Here is an 18754-nt window from a genome sequence, read left to right on the forward strand (position 1 = left end):
AATAAGTGGAGTAAAAGGCTGTATTTATATCTTATAAATACAGCCTTTATATTTTATAAAGTAACAACTTATTATAAATAAACAATTTTTTAATTTACGAAGGTTTCATTTCAAATAGTTGCACTTGGCTTTTCAATCTTTCGACCAACATGCTCATCATTCTTTTGTTGATACCAGATGAATTTTTTATATAAGTTGCATACTCGCCTGAGGTAAATAATCCTATGATTATCCCTTTCATAGTATTTCTAAACTTGCTATCTTTTTGGATTGCATTTTCTATAACTGACAATTTTTTTTCGATAGTATATCCATAAAAATCAGCTTTGTTTTTACTAACATAATTAATAAATGAAGCTATAAACAAGTCATTTTGAAGTTTCAAAATAGGTCGAAGTACCTCATTTTGAAATGATTCATCAGATGAGGATTGAGTTGTTACAGATCCTATTGTTTGTCCTCTAAATTCCTTTAAAAAAGTATCCCGCATGTTCATTATTTTTTCATTAAAAATAAAAAAAAATGCGATAGGAATAGCTTATTTTTACATTTATAAATAAAAAATTTATGAGATTTCATACTAGAAAATGGGTAAAACCAGAAGACTTAAATCCAAATGGAACTTTATTTGGAGGTAAATTATTAGCTTGGATTGATGAAGAATTGGCTTTGTACACAATTATTCAATTAGAAAACACCAGAATTGTCACCAAGTACATGTCTGAGATCAATTTTAGAAGTTCGGCAAGACAGGGTGATATTATCGAAATTGGAATTGATGTTATAAAATTTGGGAATACTTCACTCACGCTCAAGTGCGAGGCAAGAAATATGATGACCCGCGAAACAATTATTACAATAGATCATACTACAATGGTCAATTTGGATGCCGATGGAAAACCAAAAGCGCATGGCAAAACAGCTATTGAATATGTAAAAGATCGTTTGTAGTTTTTGAAAATTGGATTAGAAACGTCTTTGTAATTTTAATTAAAAAAAACACTATCAACCAGGAAATTCATTCTCAGTGGCTGTTTCGAAAATTTCTAAGTCAAAATATCCCACTGAAGCAATGATATGATCAAATATATCAGACATTATGTACTCGTAATTTTCAAATCGTTTGTCATGGGAAAATGCGTAAACTTCAAGCGGAACACCATGCGACGTAGATTGTAATTGGCGGCAAAGCATAAGCATATCTTGATTTAATCCGGGATATTGGAAAAGATATTCAGTTATATATTTTCGAAACAATCCTAAATTAGTCAAATTTCGTCCATTTATAGCAATGGACTTGTCAATTTTATTACTGGAATTATATTCGTCTATTTCTAATTTTCGGGTGTCAATATAATCCGAAATAAGATGAATTTTTTTTAAGTCATTTAATTCGGCCTCTTCTAAAAAACGAATACTGCTTGTTTTGATCAGAATGTGTCTTTTGATACGACGACCGTCAGAATTGAGCATTCCACGCCAGTTTTGAAATGAATCTGAACTTAAACTATACGTAGGAATTGTGGTTGTGGTATTGTCAAAATTTCGAACTTTTACAGTCGCTAAATTGATTTCAATCACATCTCCATCAGCTCCAAATTTATCCATCGTAATCCAGTCACCAATTCGAACCATGTCATTAATAGAAACCTGAACACTAGAAACAAAACCTAAAATAGTGTCCCTGAAAATCAAGATTATCACCGCCGAAACTGCTCCTAAAATGGTTAAAAGCTCCTTTTTATCAATATCAAATAATTTTGAAATAATTAAGGTTATCCCAATAACCCAAAGCATTATCATGATTACCTGAATAAAACTGTCTATTGGTTTATCGCTATATCTCGGTTTTAGTTTTAAATAATCGCGTAAAGCATTGAATATCGTACGTATAATCCATAAAACCAGAATGATGATATAGATTCCAACCAATTTCCCAAAAAAGCCTTCCCAATATTCAAATCGGTCTAAAATAATTGGTACTGATTTGTAAATAAACAATAGCGGAATTAAGTGTGCGATATATTTCGCGGTTTTGTTGGTTACCAGCAAATCATCAAATTTGGTTTTGGTTTTCTGTGCGATTACAGCCATGATTGTAACTAGAACAAGTCTAAAAATCACGTATATGATATACGCCATTACGCACAAAACAACAATATTCAGCACTAAACTAAAATAGGAAGCTAAACTGTTTCCAAATCCCCATTTTCTAAATATAGGGTATAGAAAAGTGAATATTTTTTCTATGTATTTATACATTTTTCAGGTATTTTCTTTCTATGTAAAAAGTACCAAATGGAGGAATTGACGCAATACAAATTATAAAATATTTTTTAAAATCCCACTTTTCTTTAAATTTTAAAATTGTTGCAAGGACAATGTATAAAGTAAATAATATTCCGTGCGCCATACCAATATGTTTAACATAAAAAGGGTCATTATAAATATATTTCATTGGCATAGCAAAGAAAAACAATAGTAAAGCAGATATCCCCTCTATTATTGCAGTAATTTTAAAAATCTTAAGCATTTGAATTTATTTAGTTTTAATGTGCCAAAATTAAGTATTAAGTTTGATTTTTAGCACATTGATTCCTAAAGTAAATTACTTTTGTATCCTTAAACTTTGATAATGAGTAAACGAGATTTAAAAAAATACTTAGCTGAACTAAATAAGGAGCAACTCGAAGAACAAATTATCGAATTGTACGAGAAATTCAGTCCCGTAAAAGTCTATTATAATTTTGTTTTTAATCCAAAGGAAGAAACGCTTTTGCAGGAATGCAAACTCAAAATTTCCAATGAATATTATCCTTTCAAAAAGGCAGGAAGACGCAGCAAACCGAAAATGCGTCGTTCTGTTGCTCAAAAATATATCAAGCATTTCCTTGTTTTAGGAGTGGATCCCTTTGTAATTGCTGATGTCATGCTGTACAATATTGAAATTGCGCAAACATTCTCATCCGAACATGATATAAAACAAGATTTGTTTTTCAAAAGTATGTTAAATTCTTTTGAACAAGCAGTAATTTTCTTGATTTCAAACGGAATTCTAAATGATTTCAAGCCAAGAATTATTGCCATACACGATGAAACCATTGTGCAGAAATGGTACAACGAACCCGAGTTCAATGCCATTATTGAGCGATTTGAATATTGAATAGTTTCATAATTCAATTTTATTTAATCAATCGTTTTTTTTTTAATTAAAAATCACAATTAAACTGTTTTTTAGGTGTATTTTTGCAAAAATCCAACAATAAGCAATGTCCCAAAACACTTTAGAAATAGAAATCGAAGACAAAAAAGAACTTTATGCGTACCAAAAAGGCGATATCGATGCCATCTTTGAACGCATAGATAATGCACCACCACAACACCATTTGTTATACCAATTGCCTACCGGTGGTGGAAAAACAGTAGTTTTTTCGGAAATAGTACGCCGTTATTTATCACAACACGAGAAAAAAGTAGTTGTTCTAACACACCGAATTGAGTTGTGTAAGCAAACTTCAAAAATGTTGAAGGGTTTTGACGTGAAAAATAAAATCATAAACAGTAAAGTAAAAGAACTTCCAGACCAAAACGATTATTCTTGTTTTGTAGCCATGGTTGAAACTTTGAAAAACCGTATCAATGATGAAAAACTTCATTTGGATAATGTAGGATTAGTAATCATCGATGAGGCGCATTACAATTCGTTCCGCAAATTATTGAGCTCTTTCAAAAATGCCTTTATATTAGGAGTTACCGCAACACCTTTAAGTTCAAATATTAAATTGCCAATGCACGAAAGCTACGATGAATTAATCGTAGGAGACACCATAAGTTCTTTGATTGCAAATGGATTTTTGGCAAAGGCAGTTACGTATAGCTATGATGTGGGTTTAACGTCATTGAAAGTGGGAATCAACGGAGATTATACGGTAAAATCATCTGATGATTTATATACAAATATGGCCATGCAGGAAAAATTGTTGCATGCTTATACGGAGAAATCTTTGGGTAAGAAAACCTTAATTTTTAATAATGGTATCAATACCTCTTTGTATGTGTATGAAACTTTTAGAGAAGCTGGTTATGCCATTCGCCATTTAGATAACACCAGTAATAACGAGGAAAGAAAGGATATTTTACATTGGTTCAAGCATACGCCTGATGCCATTCTAACATCAGTAGGGATTCTTACAACCGGTTTTGATGAGCCAACAGTAGAAACTATAATTTTAAATAGAGCAACAAAATCGTTGACATTATACTATCAAATGATTGGTCGTGGTTCCAGAAAATTACCTAATAAAGATACCTTTAATGTTATCGATTTAGGAAATAATGCAGCCCGATTTGGATTGTGGAGCGAGCCTGTAAACTGGCAGCACATTTTTAAATCACCAGAGTTTTATCTGGAAAATTTACGTGACGATACTGAAATTGAATTGTATTTTAAATACAGCATGCCGCCGGATATTCGTGCTAAATTCAGCAAAACGGAAGTTGTAACTTTTGATGTAGATGAAGAACACAAACTCATTATTAAACAAAATTTGCGCTCCAAAGAAGTGCTTGACAAATCGCTAGAACAACACGCTGCCATGTGTGTAGACAATTCAGATACATTACAAGAGGCAAAAATATTAGGTAAACTGTTAGATGATGATATCGATTGTCGCATCAAACGCTATTCTAAATGTTTGAGTCAATGCAGTAAAAATTACCGAGAATGGCTTGTTGACGATTACAAATTAAAGTTAGTATTGTTAACTGGGAAAAAATATCGTGAAAAAATCATGAACGAACCGGATGAAGATTAATAATTCTTTTTCAAGGAGCTAATCCCGCTGTACACTATATCTGTTGTGGTCTCGTAAAAAAAAAACGAGACCACAACAGGATGCCGTTTCCATCAGGGCTAAAAATTACGTTTACAAAACAACTATTTTTTATAAAAATATAAAATCCAAAAAAAATGCCAAAACAATTCTCTGATTTAGGAATTTTAGCACCCATATTAAAAGCGATTACCGAATTGAAAATTGTTGTACCAACAGAAATTCAGCAAAAAACAATTCCGTTATTATTATCAAATACTACGGATTTGGTTGGACTTGCTAAAACAGGTACAGGAAAAACAGCTGCTTTTGGATTGCCTATTTTGCAATTAATAGATACTGATAAACCAGTTGTACAAGCCGTTATTTTGGTTCCAACTCGTGAACTAGGACAACAAATATTTAAAAATTTAGAGTCTTTTGCTAAATTTTTACCCGAAGTTTCTATTGCGGCAACTTGTGGAGGAATTCCAATCAAACCACAAATAGAACGACTTTCATTGCCTACTCACATTGTTGTGGCAACTCCGGGACGTTTAATCGATTTGATTCAGCGCAAAGCAATAAACTTAAAGGAAACCAAATTTCTCGTGCTCGATGAAGCCGATGAAATGGTTACAATATTAAAAGAAAGCTTAGACGAAATAATCGCTGAGTTACCTGTTGCGCATAAGACTTTTTTATTCTCGGCAACCATGCCAGGAACTATAAAACAATTGATTCAGAACTATTTGAACAAAAATGTGATCCAAGTTAGTGCCAACATGGAAACAATAGGAAATCAAGGAATTGACCATGAATATATTGTGGTGGATCCCATTGAAAAACTAGATGTTTTAATGCATTTCTTGAATTCTAAAGAAGGAGAACGCGGAATTATTTTTTGTAAAACGAAAGCTGCAGTCAATAAATTAGCTAAAAACTTAGCTATCAACCGATTTTCTTCGGGTGCATTGCATGGAAGTTTATCGCAAGGAATTAGAGATAGAATCATGGAGCAATTCCGTAAAGGACATATCAGTATATTAGTAGCTACAGATTTAGCCGCAAGAGGAATTGACGTAAAGGAAATCTCTTATGTGGTTAATTATCATTTACCGGACGTTTATGAAGCTTACGTACATCGTAGTGGTAGAACAGCTAGAGCAGGAGCAAAGGGGCTTTCTTTGACGGTATTACAACCGGAAGAAGTAGTTGAAATCGCTGATTTTGAAAAAGAGTTGGGAATAAAATTTAAAGAATTCAAAAAACCTACTGTTGCCAGCATCGAAGAAAACAATACGTTATTATGGGCTAAGCAAATCTTTAAAACAAAACCCAATCATGATGTTGCTCCAGAATTTAAAGAAAAAATAAAAACTGTTTTTCATCATTTGACTAAAGATGAATTGATAGAAAAGTTGTTAGCCAATCATTTACTTCAGACAAAAAATGAAGCACTTTCAAAAACAGAGAAACCAATTAAAAAACAAAAAAGAATGAATTAATCAAATTTCATTCTCTTTTGTGAACAATTAATGAACTATTACAATTTCTTCATCACCAGAAGTTGTAATAGTTTTTTTTATGTTTCGTTTCCCCAGAATTAAAATGATCAATGCCAGAATTGTAGAAACCGTCATAATCCAAACCATTGGTAACATAGAATTTTTTACAAAAACGCCGACTGCAAAAGATGCTAAAGCACCTAAACCTAACTGAATCGCACCCATCAATGCGGAGGCACTTCCGGCGTTTCTTGAGAAAGGAGCAAGTGTAAGTCCTGCAGTATTGGGATTTGAGATACCCAAACAAGCCAGAAATAAAAACAATATTGCAATAGTTTCATATAAACCCAAAAGCTCATTCATTGCCAAAATCAGAAATAAAACACTAATTACTGCCTGTAAAACTAAAGCCCCTAGAATCATTTGTTCACTATTGAATTTTCTTAATAACAATGAATTTAATTGGCTGGCACTTATAAAACTTAAAGACATAAAGGCAAATATCCAGCCATACGTTTTTGCATCAACTTCAAAAATATCCATAAATAAAATAGGAGAGGCTGCTACGTAAGTAAACAATCCAGAAAATGCGATTGCTCCAGCAAAAGCGTACGTATAAAATTGAGGCTCTTTGAGAATGCTAATAAAGTTGCTGATAATAGGTTTTGGTTTTAAAGAAATAGAAGTATCAGGCAAATAGCTGTTTGGTAAAACGATTTGGGCTGCAATTAGAATTACAATTCCCATACACATCAATATAAAAAATACGGTATGCCAACCATAATCTTCGGTAACGTAACCACCAATAGTCGGCGCCAGCATTGGCGAAAGCCCAACAACTAACATTAATAAAGAAAACACTTTTGGAATATCTTTTACTGGAAACAAATCCCGAACCATAGAAACAGAAGCTACTGTAGCAGCACAACTACCAACAGCTTGAATAAATCGTAATCCAATAAAAGTATCAATATCAGTTACAAAAACGCAACCTAATGACGCAAATATGTAAACTAACAATCCTATAAATAAAGGTTTTTTTCGACCAAAACGGTCTAATAAAGGTCCGTAAAGCAATTGTCCTGCGGAAATTCCGATAAAATAACTGGATAAAGTCATCGAAACATTAGCAACCGAAGTATTTAAATCCTTTGCAATCCCAGCAAAACCCGGTAAATACATGTCTATTGAAAAAGGACCTAAAGCTGTTAATGAGCCTAAAATCAGGATCAATTTGATATATCTTGTTTGTGTCATTTCGGAATCGCTCATGAAAATTGGGATTTTTTAATTTTTTGCAAAGGTAAATAATTAACATCCGAATCGAGACACTTTCCTGCTTTATATAACAAATTGAAATCAATCAATCTTTAAAAAGAAAACAGCAATTTAAATATTGATTAAATAAGATTCCTTATAAATTTTTTGATACACATCCTTGCTGAACATAAACAGTTGGGATGGTCTTTTTGAAACACCTACTTGCTTTTCATCCAAGGCAATAATATACTTTTTCGTCAGCAGTTTTCTTCTGAAATTTCGATTATCCATTTCATTTCCCAGTATAGATTCATACGTATCCTGCAATTCATTGAAAGTGAATTTATCAGGCAAAAGTTCAAAAATAATAGGTTTATATAGTGCTTTTTCTTTTAAATCAGCATAGGCTTCATTGATAATATCTTTGTGATCAAATCCCAATTCCGGTAAATTACTGACAGGAAACCACTGCGCTTCATATTTGTTATTTTCTAAATTTACGTCTTGAGTTTTCAATAAAAAATAATACGCAATTGTTATGGTACGTTGGTTAAAATTTTCATTTTGAGCCCAAATAATATCTTTTTCATTCATCAAACGATTTGGATCTCCAAAAACTTTAAATTGTTTTTTATAAACATTATCAAGTCCTGTTAACTCCTTCAAAACTCTGGATGCAGTTTCATCTATGGTTTCCTGCTCAAATGTATGGTAGCCCGTAAGAACATAATCGTTAACCAACGGCTCGTGATTTTCATTAGATTCTAAATAGCGTTTTATCAATAATACGTTAAGTGATTTGGTAGTGCCGTCAAAACCAAAAACGACGCAGTCTACAGATATATTTGGAATTATTTTAGACATAATAAAGAGTGAGAATATAAATAATTTTTGAAAGAGGCAATGTTACGCAGCATCTTTTCCTACTACAAAACTAATGATTTATTTATAATTAAATATTTTCTAAAACACGAATTACTTTTGTAATAAAACGTCACTATTACGTTATATGTATTTTATAACAAAAAAATTCATATTTATTAAAAAAGTACATTATTATGCTAATATTTGCCATATATAGATAATTTTTAAGTTTTTTTTATTGCTAATTAAAAAAAAATAATACATTTGAAAAATAATAATCAAAATGACGCTTAATATTAAAAAGCTTTTATAATATTGTAAAATCAAATTTTTGACCTGAAATAGATTCAAGTATTTGATATATTAAGAGCATAAAAAAATAAAATTTAAGTATATAATAGTTACCGTTCATAAAATTTAAAACCACCAAAAACTTATTTGAGCCATTTTTTAAAATAAAACTTCTATGCAAAAAGCACTTTTTATATTCCTATTTTCAATACTGTTCATTCCAATTTATTCACAGGTGGTTATAACTAATTCGAATTTTTCATTAGGCACAACGGGTCGAATCGGGGTTGGGCTTTCGCCAAATGGTGAAGGAAATATGTGGAAACCTTTGAATCTTTCCGGCCAAGGATCATTAGGCGGACGTTTAGAACAAACGGACTATATCGATATATTACCTGCAATACACTTTTCTCCAAAAATTGACGGTAAAGACAGCACAAACGTAACGTTTCAAATGCGTTTGGGAATGTATTCTGCCAATGGTCAGTTTGTGGGAAATGTAAGTTCCCGTTCTAATAATGGGTTGACTTTTATTCTTCCCGAAGCTTATATTGAAGCCAGAAATATCATGGGAAGTAAATGGTCCGCTTGGGCAGGATCCCGTTTTCGTCGCTATGATGACATTCATATCAGTGATTACTTTTATTTTGATGATCATTCCGCGCAAGGTTTTGGCGTAAGCCATAAAAACACAGAACTAACCATGTTGATGCCAGCTTCTGCTGATTCAACAAATGTGTATCCTTATAATTATGAAGTTACCGTTGCCGGCGCAACAAATCCTGCTATTCGCCAACGTATGGTTTGGATTGGCGAACACAGTATTCACTTAAAAAATGATAATGTAATTAAACTTTTGGGGGAGTTTCATTATGTTGCTGCCAACTCAAAAAATGCTTCTAAAAACTATCCATCGGATAACGGCTGGGTAGCTGGAATTAAATACAATAATCCATTCAAAACTGCTTTACCGGGTTCATTCAATCAACTTTCTTTACGATATGGTTCCGGAATTGCAAATGGAGGTGACAATGGAAACACTTTTACCTGGGCAACTTACGGAGCCCCAGATTCTGAAGGCAAATATACAAATGCGTATTCCTTTACCATAGTGGAACATTTTCTGTTAAACCTTTCGCAAAAATTCAGTATCAACGGATATGGCGTTTTCACAAAAAGCAAAGGCGGTTCTGCCAGTACAAATACGGACGAATACTTCAACGGAAATCAGTTGTACAATCAAAAAACAGATTTCGTAGTTGGTTTCAGAAGCTTCTTTTATGTAACGAAGTGGTTGCACTTGATTGAAGAAGTGCATTATGCCGTAAGAAAAGATGGTGATAATTCAGAAGCCAATATGTGGAAATTTTCTTTTGTTCCTACCATTGTACCATTAGGAAAAAAAGACCCTTGGAGCCGTCCACACATCAGACTTATAGCCACGTTAGCACACTACAACGATTACGCTAGCAATAATAACTATTCACCTTTTTTACAAGTGAACCAAAAACGTTGGGGCTCTTTTATTGGAGTAAAAACGGAATGGTGGTTATTTTAATAAATAAATTTAAATTATATAGATATGCCAATTTTTGGAACAACAATTTTATCATTTATCCCCGGATGGAGTGCCGAAGGAGGTCGTTTTGCGATAGAAAAGACCGCTGAATATGGTTTTGATATGCTTGAAATTATCCTACCAAGTTCATTAGATTTCGATGCTAAAACAACAAAAAAACTACTTGACGATAATCGCATTTTAGGTCGTTGCACGTTGAATCTACCCGCAAACTGTCACATTCCTTTCTTTCCGGAACAAGCCGCTTCACAAATAAAATCAGCTCTTGACAAAGTAGCTGACATGGACGGTGATTTTTTAGGAGGTGTTTTGCATTCCGCCATAGGAACATTTACGGGAAATCCTTGTACCAAAGAGGAGAAAATCATCATTCAACAAGTATTTACCGAAGTTGCCGATTATGCCAACAAAAGAAATATCACAATTGCTCCCGAACCCATTAATCGGTACGAAAGTTATGTATTCACGGCAGCAGATGAAGTTTTGGATATGATTGAATCTATAGGAAAACCTAACATAGGATTACACCTGGATACTTTTCATATGAATATTGAAGAACGGAATTTCTACGATCCCATTATTCGTGCAGGAAACCGTTTGAAACATGTACATATAACAGAAAGTGATCGTGGTATGACCGGCGAAGGCAACGTGTATTGGGATGATTTTTTTAAAGCTTTAGCAGCCATTAACTATCAAGGTCCGCTGGTTTTGGAGAATTTTTCTTCAGAAATCACAGCATTGGTTGGCCCAACTTCTTTGTGGAGACCTTCTAAATACAACTCAGAAGATCTCGCCAAAGGCAGTCTAGCTTTTATGAAGAAAATGGTCGAAAAATGGTATACGAATTAACTATAATTAAAACCTAAAAAAAGTAATTATTCAATGCTTTTTTTACAAAAAATCACAACAAATGAAAAAGAAATTAAACGGTGTTTGTTTTGGAGAAATCCTTTTTGATGTTTTTCTGGAGCATAAAAAAATTGGTGGAGCTCCGCTAAATGTGGCTTCAAGATTAAGTTCGCTAGGAGGGGAGGTTTCCGTTATCAGTGGAGTAGGGAACGATTTAAACGGAAAAGAATTAATAGAGTATTTGAATATTTCAGGAATTAACACCGATGCTGTTCAAGTAAAGGATAATTATCCAACTGGCTTAGTTAACGTTATTTTGAATGAAAAAGGAAATGCATCGTATGATATCAATTATCCATCGGCTTGGGACAAAATTGAAACTTCAAATGAGAATATTTCAATCGTAAAAAATGCAGATTTTTTTGTATTCGGAAGCTTGTCTTCAAGAGATTCAGTTTCCAGAAATACATTGGAACAACTTTTAGCTGTAGCCAAATATAAAATATTTGATGTGAATTTAAGAGTGCCGCATTACACCAAGAAAAATGTTTTGGATTTATTACAAGAAGCTGATTTCATTAAGTTTAACGATGATGAGTTAAATGAAATTTGCGAAGATTTAAATTCAAATAAAAAGTCATTAGAACAAAATATTAAATTCATTGCAAAGGAAACCAACACTGATACTGTTTGTGTTACTCTTGGATCTCATGGCGCAGTTTTATATTGTAATGATACTTTTTATCACAATTGCGGTTTCAAAGTAAATGTAGTTGATACTGTGGGTTCAGGAGATTCATTTTTAGCTTCATTAATTATAATGTTGTTGAATGGAGAAGACCCACAATACGCCATTAATTTTGCCAGTGCCGTAGGCGCAATTGTGGCTCAAAGCGAAGGTGCAAACCCAGTAATTTCTCCATCTGAAATAGAAGATTTTTTATCTGGATTTGATAAAATAGAAACGAAAATCAAGGAATCAGTAACTATTTATAACTAACCAATTAAACCAACCCAACAATGAATCAATTCAAAAAAATCCCTGTAGTCAGTAAGGAATTCGCTTTTCAATTTATCATCATAACCATATTATTCGCGCTGTGGGGAATTGCTAATGATTTGACAACTCCGATGGTTTCAACTTTCAAAAAAGTGATGCCAGAACTTTCAAATACACAAGCCTCATTAGTACAATTTGCTTTTTATTTTGGTTATTTCTTCATGGCATTGCCGGCGGCATTGTTCATTAGAAAATACAGTTATAAATCGGGAATAATTTTGGGTCTTATTTTATATGCAACAGGCGCTTTTTTATTCTATCCAGCCGCACATTATCAAAGTTATACTTTTTTCCTTGTTTCATTATGGGTGATTACTTGTGGATTAGCATTTCTGGAAACCACTTCAAACCCTTTGATTTTATTCCTTGGAAATAAAGAAACCGCAACGCAACGTTTGAATTTAGCGCAGGCATTTAACCCAATTGGAGCGATAACTGGACTAGTGATGGCGCAGTTTTTAGTGATTAAAGAAATAAAATCAGATGACTATACACAAGAAGCGTATAAAGCTTTAACTTCAAGTGAGTTGGCCAGTATTCGTGAAAATGATTTAGATATTATAAGTATCCCGTACATTGGATTAGGAATTTTTGTCTTAGTAATTTTAATCATTATTATTTTAACAAAAATGCCTAAAACTGCACAAGAAGATAAAATGTCTGTATCTGAATCATTTAAAAAGTTATTTGTCAATAAAAATTACAAACACGGCGTAATTGCGCAAGCTTTTTATGTTGGTGCGCAAATTATGTGTTGGACCTTTATTTTTCAATATGTAGACAACATCAACAAAACATTTGGATTAGAATTAACAGCCACATATTACAACATAGCGGCCATGATTTTATTTTTAATGGGCCGATGGATTGGAACTGGTTTGATGAAAACTATAAATCCATCAAAAATATTAATGGTTTTTGGTATTGGCGGAGTAATTTGTGCAGCTGGAGCAATTGTATTTCAAGGAATGCCAGGACTAATTTCGCTAGTTTGTATTTCTATTTTCATGTCGATTATGTTTCCAACAATTTATGGTATAGCACTAAAAGATATGGGAGACGAAGCAAAAATTGGCTCTGCAGGTTTAGTTATGGCTATTGTTGGTGGCGCACTGATGCCTGTTTTACAAGGGAGTATTTTAGATTTAGGCGGTTCTGGTTTTGCTGATATTAAATTATTTGGTTTTATTCCAGAAGTTAATTTTTCTTTTATTTTGCCTTTAATATGCTTGGCTGTAGTTGCTTATTATGGATGTAGTACATTGAAAGCATCTAAGAAAATTATAGTTACAGTTTAATTTAAAAAAGACACGAATAATGTATTCTCATTCATTATTCGTGTCTTTTTTTAAAATATAACAATTGACAAAGCATGATTTAAATTATTGGTATTATCTTTGAAAAACTTTAGTACGTATAATCCTAACATAAAAACTATGAAAAAATTACTTTTTTATTATTTACAATGTTTGCAGTTTTAGTTCATTCTAAGGAAAAGAAATTACTTATGATGCAGGAAACGGTAATTTAGTATCTTCCACGAAAGGAAAAAGTAAAAACTTTTTTCAATTATATAAAAATGGTAAACAAGTATTTAGTAAAAATCTATATTAGGTATTAAAATAAGTCTTTTCAATCCTTAATCGAAAAATTTTATGAAAGAAGAAGCTGTAAAATTTATTTCTGAAGTAATAAAACCATGGGAAATTCTTAATAACAAATTTTCAACACCGTTATCTATGAATCCTGCTATAAATGACTTTATAACTTCTGCAAATGCGTTAACAATCTCAATAAAGCATTTACCCGAATCTTTGATACAAGCAAAGCCTTATGACTTGGCTCAAGAAAACAGAGCTTACGAGATACTTCATGACTTAGCTGATTCTATTAAACATGGAGCTAAGAACTTGAGAAATCAAGGAAGAAGATCAACAATAGACGTTTCTTCAATGTTTGAAAGAAATTCTGATGCAATGGTTAGATTTTTACGAAATCGAATTTCAATTATGCATAATACATATGGTAAAATTGATTTTATGGAATGCACAATGGAAGCTTCTAAATTTGTTGCTGAAAAACTTGATGTTAGAACAGATTGGAATCCGCAAATAATTATTAGAAATGGCGAGTTTTCAAATGAAATTTACGTTCATGCTAGTGTTGAAAACCAAGTACATTGGCAAGCAATGAAATTAGAATTTGTAGAATTACAAGTTGATGGAACTTATAACAATGTTGATTTGAACGGAGAAATATTATTTCAATTAACTGTCGATGACCAATTAAGCATTGGTTAAATATATAAATAATCTCCAATACAAAAACTTAATTGATTTATGGTGAATATAATTTGAACTATAATTTATATTATGTAAAATAGAATTTTTGAAAACCAATACATCTACCATAAAAAAACAGCATCTACTATTTTCGATGCTGTTTATAAAATTATAAAAATCTATCTACTTACTTTACTGAAAATGGTATCGTCCAATTATCCCAATTTAACGAAACCGTATTTTTTTCGATAACGTAAACTAATTTTTCAGCTTTTGCTTTAGCAACTTTTTGCTTAACTGTAAATCTTAATTGATCTTCTTTTTCTTTGTATTTATAAGCGCCCCATTGTTTAGCTTCTTTATTGAAAATGATTACACATTCTTTTTCATTTGGAATAACAAAAAAAGAATATTTACCAGCTGGTAATTTTGAACCTTCAATTGTGACTTCTTTATCAGTTTCAAAAGTTGTTGCATCATTTGCACCAGCGCGCCAAACCTGATTAAATGGCACTAATTTCCCCCAAATTTCTCTTCCGTTAACTGATGGACTACCATAATTGATTGTAATTTTAGCTCCATTAATTTTTCCGGTTGCTACTTCTTTACTACTGGAAGGCTTTCCTTGTGCAGCCATAAAATTTACAATCAATAATGTAAAAAGCGAAAAATGTATTTTTCTAAGTAATTTCATGATTTAAAATGTTTTAATTTTTAAAATAAAAGTAAAAAAAGTTGATTTAGTTTATTAAAATCGATACTTATTTTATGAAAAAATTAAGTATTGTATAATTTAATTGTTTTGCTGCATTAATGGCTGTGTTATAATTTTTAAATTTGTTATTTTTACAACCCTATAGATTATTTATTTACAAACTATGAATACAATTGCTGAGCACATTGCTGATTTTTTAAAAGAATACTCTCCATTTAATCATTTATCATTTGAAGAGTTATCTGAAATTGCTACAAATATTCGTGTTGTAAATTTGGAAAAAAACAAAATATTGTTTCAAGTAAATGATCTTTTGCACGATAGTTTTTATGTCGTGGCTTCAGGAACTATTAACCTGTCTGTTATTGCAGATGCCGAGGAAACCTTACTCAATAAGTGTTTTGCAGGAGACATCTTTGGATTGCGTCCGTTTTTTGCCAAAAACAATTATATGATGACTGCCAAAGCAAGAGAAGAAAGTATCGTTTATGCTATTCCAATAAGCACTTTTCGCCCTTTTGTAGCCAATAATTCTGAGGTTTTAAATTTTTTATTGGAAAGTTTTGCCGTAAACACTCGCAATCCAAAGGATAAAGAAAATTTAATCGGAAAATTAATTTCTGACAATGTATTCTATTCGGATCAGCAATCGGAAATGCAATATTTTCAATCTTTAGTCTACAATACTACTCCTTTAAAAACAAATGTTACAGCAATTATAAAAGATGTCGCTCAATTAATGACTGAATCTTTAAAAAATAACATCGTAGTATGTGATAATAATATTCCGTTGGGCATTATTACTGATACAGATATGCGTTCGAAAATTGCCACTGGCAGGTATCCGGTAACCGTTTCAGTAGATAAAATTATGTCTTCTCCGGTTATTACTGTCGTGGAGAATGTTTCTCTTGCAGAAGCGCAATTACTAATGTTAAAACACAATGTGACGCATTTATGTGTAACTCAGGACGGAACTGATAAATCTGAAGTAAAAGGAATCATATCCGAACACGATTTGATTGTGGCTCAAGCCAATAATCCAGGAGTCTTAATAAAAGAAATAAAACGTTGCCAATCACCAAAAGAACTAAAACAAATACGAGATCGTTTAACAGATTTGATTCAGACATCTATTTCCAAAAATATTCCGCTATCACACGTTTTTAATATTGCAAGCGAAATTAATCTGGCTATAATTAAACGTTCCGTAGAATTATCTATTTTAGATTTAGGTTCACCTCCTGCCCGTTTTGCGTGGTTAAGCATTGGAAGTCAAGGAAGAAAAGAACAACTTTTATTGACTGATCAAGACAGTATTTTGATTTTTGAAGATGTGGCTGCTGACAAATATCGTGACGTAAAAGACTATTTCCTTAAACTTGGAAAAAAAACTACTGCTACTCTTGAAAAAATCGGTTATGAATTATGTCCAAACGGACATATGGGAAGCAATATGCTTTGGTGTAAATCACTGACTGATTGGACAAAACAATATGACAGTTGGATGAACACTCCAGGTGAAAACAGTAATGATTTAAGCAGTATTTTCTTTGATTACGAAATTACTTTTGGCGAACAAAAAATTGAAGATGCTATTGGAAATGTAGTATTTAAAAACGTAAAAAACAATACTTTATTCTTTGACTTCTTAGGAAATGACGCTTTGAGAAAAAACTCTCCATTGACTTTTTTCAAAAAATTTAATGTAGAAGAAGAAGGTCCGAATAAAGATAAATTTGATATCAAAACACGTGCTTTAATGCCATTGATTGACGGTGCTCGTTTATTTACTTTAAATTTTGACATAAGAGGAATTAACAACACGTTTCAACGATTCAAGCAACTGTCTATTATTGACCCAAAACATGCTGAAATCTATCTTAATTGTGCAGAAGCTTTTTTGACTTTATCAAAATTCCGAACCTTAGAAGGTCTAAAAAATGATAATTCAGGCCAATTCATAAATTTAGAGGAATTATCAAAAATTGACAGAGAAAAATTGAAAAATGCTTTGCTCCCTATGAGAGAATTGGAAGAATTAATAAAAAGTAAATTTCAACTTACTCAATTTTCATAATTATGTTAGACTGGTTAAAAAATATTAACAAAGAATATCCTGATTTTTGGAAAACCTATATTTCTAAATTTGAGAAGAAATCATCTCGCTTTGTAGTTGTATCAACAGAAACTTCAGGCTTAAATCCGGATAAAGATGTTATTTTATCAATTGGCTCTTTTGCCATAATTGATAATAGTATCGTTATAGGAGATAATTTTGAGGCTGTTTTATTGCAGTATAAATTTTTCCATGATAATGGACTTTCTAATGAATTTTTAGTTGAAAGTAAAATGAAAAAATTAGGCGAACCAGAAGCCATAAAATTGTTCATTGAATTCATTGGAAACTCTGTTTTAGTAGGACATCACGTTGATTTTGATGTTGAAATGATCAATGCAGCCTTAGAACGACTAGATTGTGGAAGATTAAAAAATGAGGCGCTGGATATCGATGTAATGCACAGGAAATTACATGACATCAATGATAAACAATTTTCTCTAGAAGAACTTTGTGTTGCCTATAACATTCCTGTTAGTGACCGAAATTCAGCTGCTGAGGATGCCTATAAAACCGCTTTGTTATTTTTAAAATTAAAATCAAGACTGGGAATAAAATAATTATGCTCAAAAAGTGTAATAAGTTTTAATCCAATAAAGTTATTCCTTCCCAAAATCTTCCATGATTGGTTATAGAAACGGGTTTTTCAATCTTTGAATTGCAATCAATTGTAAAAGGAATTCCATTTTTTTTTAAAATTTTAACAGCAGGATTAATGCTTTTAATTTTTTTGAAATACTCTTTTTCGACAACTGCAATCGTATAAATTGAATCGTTTTCGATTTTGCTTTGGGTAAAATATGTTTTTCCTCTAATGGAAACGGTTCCCAAAGTTCCATTTTCGTAAAAACATTCCAGTTGTAAAGGAAAAAAGCCCCGAATTCCTGTTTCCCGATTATAGATTTTATAGGCCGCCTCTTTTCTAGACCATAAATTCCAAACCATGATTTCTGGGTTCGCATCATTCAAAATCATTTGTTGCTCGTTTTTAGTAAATATTTTATCTAAAAATCGGTTGCGTTGCCAGTTGCTTTCTTTTCTGGCTAAAGCCAAATCCACGATGTCGTTTCCAATCATTTTTTACTAACTTTTTACTGATAATTCACGAATTTTTTTCTGACAATTTATTCTCGATAATTTCCATTGCTGCTTTTACATTAACCATGCGTTCCATAGCCTCATTATCAATTACAATGTCATATTTCTCTTCGATATCTAAAATCACATCTACTAAATTAGCAGAATTGATTTTCAAATCATTTATAAAATCAGTATCTTCTGTAAGGCCATCAAAAGCTTCTTGATTTTGAATATACGGCTTTACTATGTTCTTTAATTCTTCAATTGTTTGTTCTTTATTCATAATTTTTTACTTTTTGTTACTGTTTTCAATTCGAGATTAGCTATAAATTT

General features: G+C 32.0%; 19 protein-coding genes. 11 read left to right on the forward strand and 8 right to left on the reverse strand.

Annotation, left to right across the window (positions count from 1 at the left end):
- Positions 1-94: 94 nt before the first annotated feature.
- On the reverse strand, positions 95-496 hold the full coding sequence (locus tag BC952_RS09400; protein WP_121365372.1) for a glyoxalase: 402 nt from the start codon (positions 494-496) through the stop codon (positions 95-97).
- A 71-nt stretch (positions 497-567) separates the two neighbouring features.
- Here BC952_RS09400 and BC952_RS09405 point away from each other — a divergent pair, with 71 nt between their 5' ends.
- Positions 568-951, forward strand: a complete 384-nt coding sequence (locus tag BC952_RS09405; protein ID WP_091169740.1) for an acyl-CoA thioesterase — start codon at positions 568-570, stop codon at positions 949-951.
- Between the two features lie 54 nt (positions 952-1005).
- On the opposite strand, the gene BC952_RS09410 is transcribed toward BC952_RS09405, so the two are convergent.
- Complete coding sequence (locus BC952_RS09410) at positions 1006-2262, reverse strand: mechanosensitive ion channel family protein (protein ID WP_121365374.1); 1257 nt, start codon at positions 2260-2262, stop codon at positions 1006-1008.
- Positions 2255-2533 carry a DUF3817 domain-containing protein gene (locus BC952_RS09415; protein ID WP_091169746.1) on the reverse strand — a complete coding sequence of 93 codons (279 nt, stop codon included), beginning with the start codon at positions 2531-2533 and terminating at the stop codon, positions 2255-2257. Before BC952_RS09415 ends, BC952_RS09410 begins: the two co-directional genes overlap by 8 nt.
- Positions 2534-2635: 102 nt before the next feature.
- On the opposite strand from BC952_RS09415, the gene BC952_RS09420 reads away from it, so the two are divergent.
- The 3 genes from BC952_RS09420 (at position 2636) to BC952_RS09430 (ending at position 6319) form a co-directional block, all read left to right on the forward strand.
- Positions 2636-3163, forward strand: a complete 528-nt coding sequence (locus BC952_RS09420; RefSeq protein WP_121365375.1) for a DUF6155 family protein — start codon at positions 2636-2638, stop codon at positions 3161-3163.
- 106 nt (positions 3164-3269) lie between these two features.
- On the forward strand, positions 3270-4814 hold the full coding sequence (locus BC952_RS09425; protein ID WP_121365377.1) for a DEAD/DEAH box helicase: 1545 nt from the start codon (positions 3270-3272) through the stop codon (positions 4812-4814).
- Between the two features lie 155 nt (positions 4815-4969).
- On the forward strand, positions 4970-6319 hold the full coding sequence (locus tag BC952_RS09430; protein WP_121365378.1) for a DEAD/DEAH box helicase: 1350 nt from the start codon (positions 4970-4972) through the stop codon (positions 6317-6319).
- Positions 6320-6346: 27 nt separating this feature from the next.
- Here the strand turns inward: BC952_RS09430 and BC952_RS09435 are convergent, their stop codons facing one another.
- Positions 6347-7576 (reverse strand): multidrug effflux MFS transporter, encoded by a 1230-nt coding sequence (locus BC952_RS09435; protein ID WP_121365541.1) that lies wholly within the window; start codon positions 7574-7576, stop codon positions 6347-6349.
- Positions 7577-7708: 132 nt separating this feature from the next.
- Positions 7709-8443: an NUDIX hydrolase gene (locus BC952_RS09440; RefSeq protein ID WP_244200130.1), complete on the reverse strand. Its 735-nt coding sequence runs from the start codon at positions 8441-8443 to the stop codon at positions 7709-7711.
- A gap of 466 nt (positions 8444-8909) precedes the next feature.
- Between BC952_RS09440 and BC952_RS09445 the strand changes: the two genes are divergently transcribed.
- The 5 genes from BC952_RS09445 (at position 8910) to BC952_RS09465 (ending at position 14525) form a co-directional block, all read left to right on the forward strand.
- Positions 8910-10292 carry a carbohydrate porin gene (locus tag BC952_RS09445; protein WP_121365382.1) on the forward strand — a complete coding sequence of 461 codons (1383 nt, stop codon included), beginning with the start codon at positions 8910-8912 and terminating at the stop codon, positions 10290-10292.
- A 24-nt stretch (positions 10293-10316) separates the two neighbouring features.
- Entirely contained in the window at positions 10317-11165 is an 849-nt protein-coding gene (locus BC952_RS09450) for a sugar phosphate isomerase/epimerase family protein (RefSeq protein ID WP_121365384.1), read from the forward strand.
- Between the two features lie 61 nt (positions 11166-11226).
- Positions 11227-12165 (forward strand): carbohydrate kinase family protein, encoded by a 939-nt coding sequence (locus BC952_RS09455; protein ID WP_121365386.1) that lies wholly within the window; start codon positions 11227-11229, stop codon positions 12163-12165.
- A 20-nt stretch (positions 12166-12185) separates the two neighbouring features.
- Positions 12186-13523: an L-fucose:H+ symporter permease gene (gene fucP / locus BC952_RS09460; RefSeq protein ID WP_121365387.1), complete on the forward strand. Its 1338-nt coding sequence runs from the start codon at positions 12186-12188 to the stop codon at positions 13521-13523.
- Between the two features lie 357 nt (positions 13524-13880).
- Positions 13881-14525 carry a hypothetical protein gene (locus BC952_RS09465; RefSeq protein ID WP_121365389.1) on the forward strand — a complete coding sequence of 215 codons (645 nt, stop codon included), beginning with the start codon at positions 13881-13883 and terminating at the stop codon, positions 14523-14525.
- Between the two features lie 169 nt (positions 14526-14694).
- Here the strand turns inward: BC952_RS09465 and BC952_RS09470 are convergent, their stop codons facing one another.
- Positions 14695-15201, reverse strand: coding sequence for a DUF2911 domain-containing protein (locus BC952_RS09470; protein ID WP_121365391.1), 507 nt, complete (start codon positions 15199-15201; stop codon positions 14695-14697).
- A 184-nt stretch (positions 15202-15385) separates the two neighbouring features.
- Between BC952_RS09470 and BC952_RS09475 the strand changes: the two genes are divergently transcribed.
- Together BC952_RS09475 and BC952_RS09480 are read left to right on the forward strand one after the other, a co-directional pair.
- On the forward strand, positions 15386-17302 hold the full coding sequence (locus BC952_RS09475; RefSeq protein ID WP_121365393.1) for a DUF294 nucleotidyltransferase-like domain-containing protein: 1917 nt from the start codon (positions 15386-15388) through the stop codon (positions 17300-17302).
- Between the two features lie 2 nt (positions 17303-17304).
- Positions 17305-17901, forward strand: coding sequence for a 3'-5' exonuclease (locus tag BC952_RS09480; protein WP_121365395.1), 597 nt, complete (start codon positions 17305-17307; stop codon positions 17899-17901).
- 25 nt (positions 17902-17926) lie between these two features.
- Here BC952_RS09480 and BC952_RS09485 read toward each other — a convergent pair whose 3' ends face one another.
- Together BC952_RS09485 and BC952_RS09490 are read right to left on the reverse strand one after the other, a co-directional pair.
- Complete coding sequence (locus BC952_RS09485) at positions 17927-18418, reverse strand: 4'-phosphopantetheinyl transferase family protein (RefSeq protein WP_121365396.1); 492 nt, start codon at positions 18416-18418, stop codon at positions 17927-17929.
- Positions 18419-18443: 25 nt separating this feature from the next.
- Complete coding sequence (locus tag BC952_RS09490) at positions 18444-18704, reverse strand: acyl carrier protein (RefSeq protein WP_121365398.1); 261 nt, start codon at positions 18702-18704, stop codon at positions 18444-18446.
- Positions 18705-18754: the final 50 nt, after the last annotated feature.

Origin of the sequence: Flavobacterium limicola, from assembly GCF_003634755.1 — a bacterium.
Classification (GTDB): Bacteria; Bacteroidota; Bacteroidia; order Flavobacteriales; family Flavobacteriaceae; genus Flavobacterium; species Flavobacterium limicola.

What these genes read in the sequence shown, in the direction of transcription:
- BC952_RS09400 (WP_121365372.1), bottom strand. Translation starts at nt 496, where the DNA reads ATGAACATGCGGGATACTTTTTTAAAGGAATTTAGAGGACAAACAATA.
- BC952_RS09405 (WP_091169740.1), top strand. Translation starts at nt 568, where the DNA reads ATGAGATTTCATACTAGAAAATGGGTAAAACCAGAAGACTTAAATCCA.
- BC952_RS09410 (WP_121365374.1), bottom strand. Translation starts at nt 2,262, where the DNA reads ATGTATAAATACATAGAAAAAATATTCACTTTTCTATACCCTATATTT.
- BC952_RS09415 (WP_091169746.1), bottom strand. Translation starts at nt 2,533, where the DNA reads ATGCTTAAGATTTTTAAAATTACTGCAATAATAGAGGGGATATCTGCT.
- BC952_RS09420 (WP_121365375.1), top strand. Translation starts at nt 2,636, where the DNA reads ATGAGTAAACGAGATTTAAAAAAATACTTAGCTGAACTAAATAAGGAG.
- BC952_RS09425 (WP_121365377.1), top strand. Translation starts at nt 3,270, where the DNA reads ATGTCCCAAAACACTTTAGAAATAGAAATCGAAGACAAAAAAGAACTT.
- BC952_RS09430 (WP_121365378.1), top strand. Translation starts at nt 4,970, where the DNA reads ATGCCAAAACAATTCTCTGATTTAGGAATTTTAGCACCCATATTAAAA.
- BC952_RS09435 (WP_121365541.1), bottom strand. Translation starts at nt 7,576, where the DNA reads ATGACACAAACAAGATATATCAAATTGATCCTGATTTTAGGCTCATTA.
- BC952_RS09440 (WP_244200130.1), bottom strand. Translation starts at nt 8,443, where the DNA reads ATGTCTAAAATAATTCCAAATATATCTGTAGACTGCGTCGTTTTTGGT.
- BC952_RS09445 (WP_121365382.1), top strand. Translation starts at nt 8,910, where the DNA reads ATGCAAAAAGCACTTTTTATATTCCTATTTTCAATACTGTTCATTCCA.
- BC952_RS09450 (WP_121365384.1), top strand. Translation starts at nt 10,317, where the DNA reads ATGCCAATTTTTGGAACAACAATTTTATCATTTATCCCCGGATGGAGT.
- BC952_RS09455 (WP_121365386.1), top strand. Translation starts at nt 11,227, where the DNA reads ATGAAAAAGAAATTAAACGGTGTTTGTTTTGGAGAAATCCTTTTTGAT.
- fucP (WP_121365387.1), top strand. Translation starts at nt 12,186, where the DNA reads ATGAATCAATTCAAAAAAATCCCTGTAGTCAGTAAGGAATTCGCTTTT.
- BC952_RS09465 (WP_121365389.1), top strand. Translation starts at nt 13,881, where the DNA reads ATGAAAGAAGAAGCTGTAAAATTTATTTCTGAAGTAATAAAACCATGG.
- BC952_RS09470 (WP_121365391.1), bottom strand. Translation starts at nt 15,201, where the DNA reads ATGAAATTACTTAGAAAAATACATTTTTCGCTTTTTACATTATTGATT.
- BC952_RS09475 (WP_121365393.1), top strand. Translation starts at nt 15,386, where the DNA reads ATGAATACAATTGCTGAGCACATTGCTGATTTTTTAAAAGAATACTCT.
- BC952_RS09480 (WP_121365395.1), top strand. Translation starts at nt 17,305, where the DNA reads ATGTTAGACTGGTTAAAAAATATTAACAAAGAATATCCTGATTTTTGG.
- BC952_RS09485 (WP_121365396.1), bottom strand. Translation starts at nt 18,418, where the DNA reads ATGATTGGAAACGACATCGTGGATTTGGCTTTAGCCAGAAAAGAAAGC.
- BC952_RS09490 (WP_121365398.1), bottom strand. Translation starts at nt 18,704, where the DNA reads ATGAATAAAGAACAAACAATTGAAGAATTAAAGAACATAGTAAAGCCG.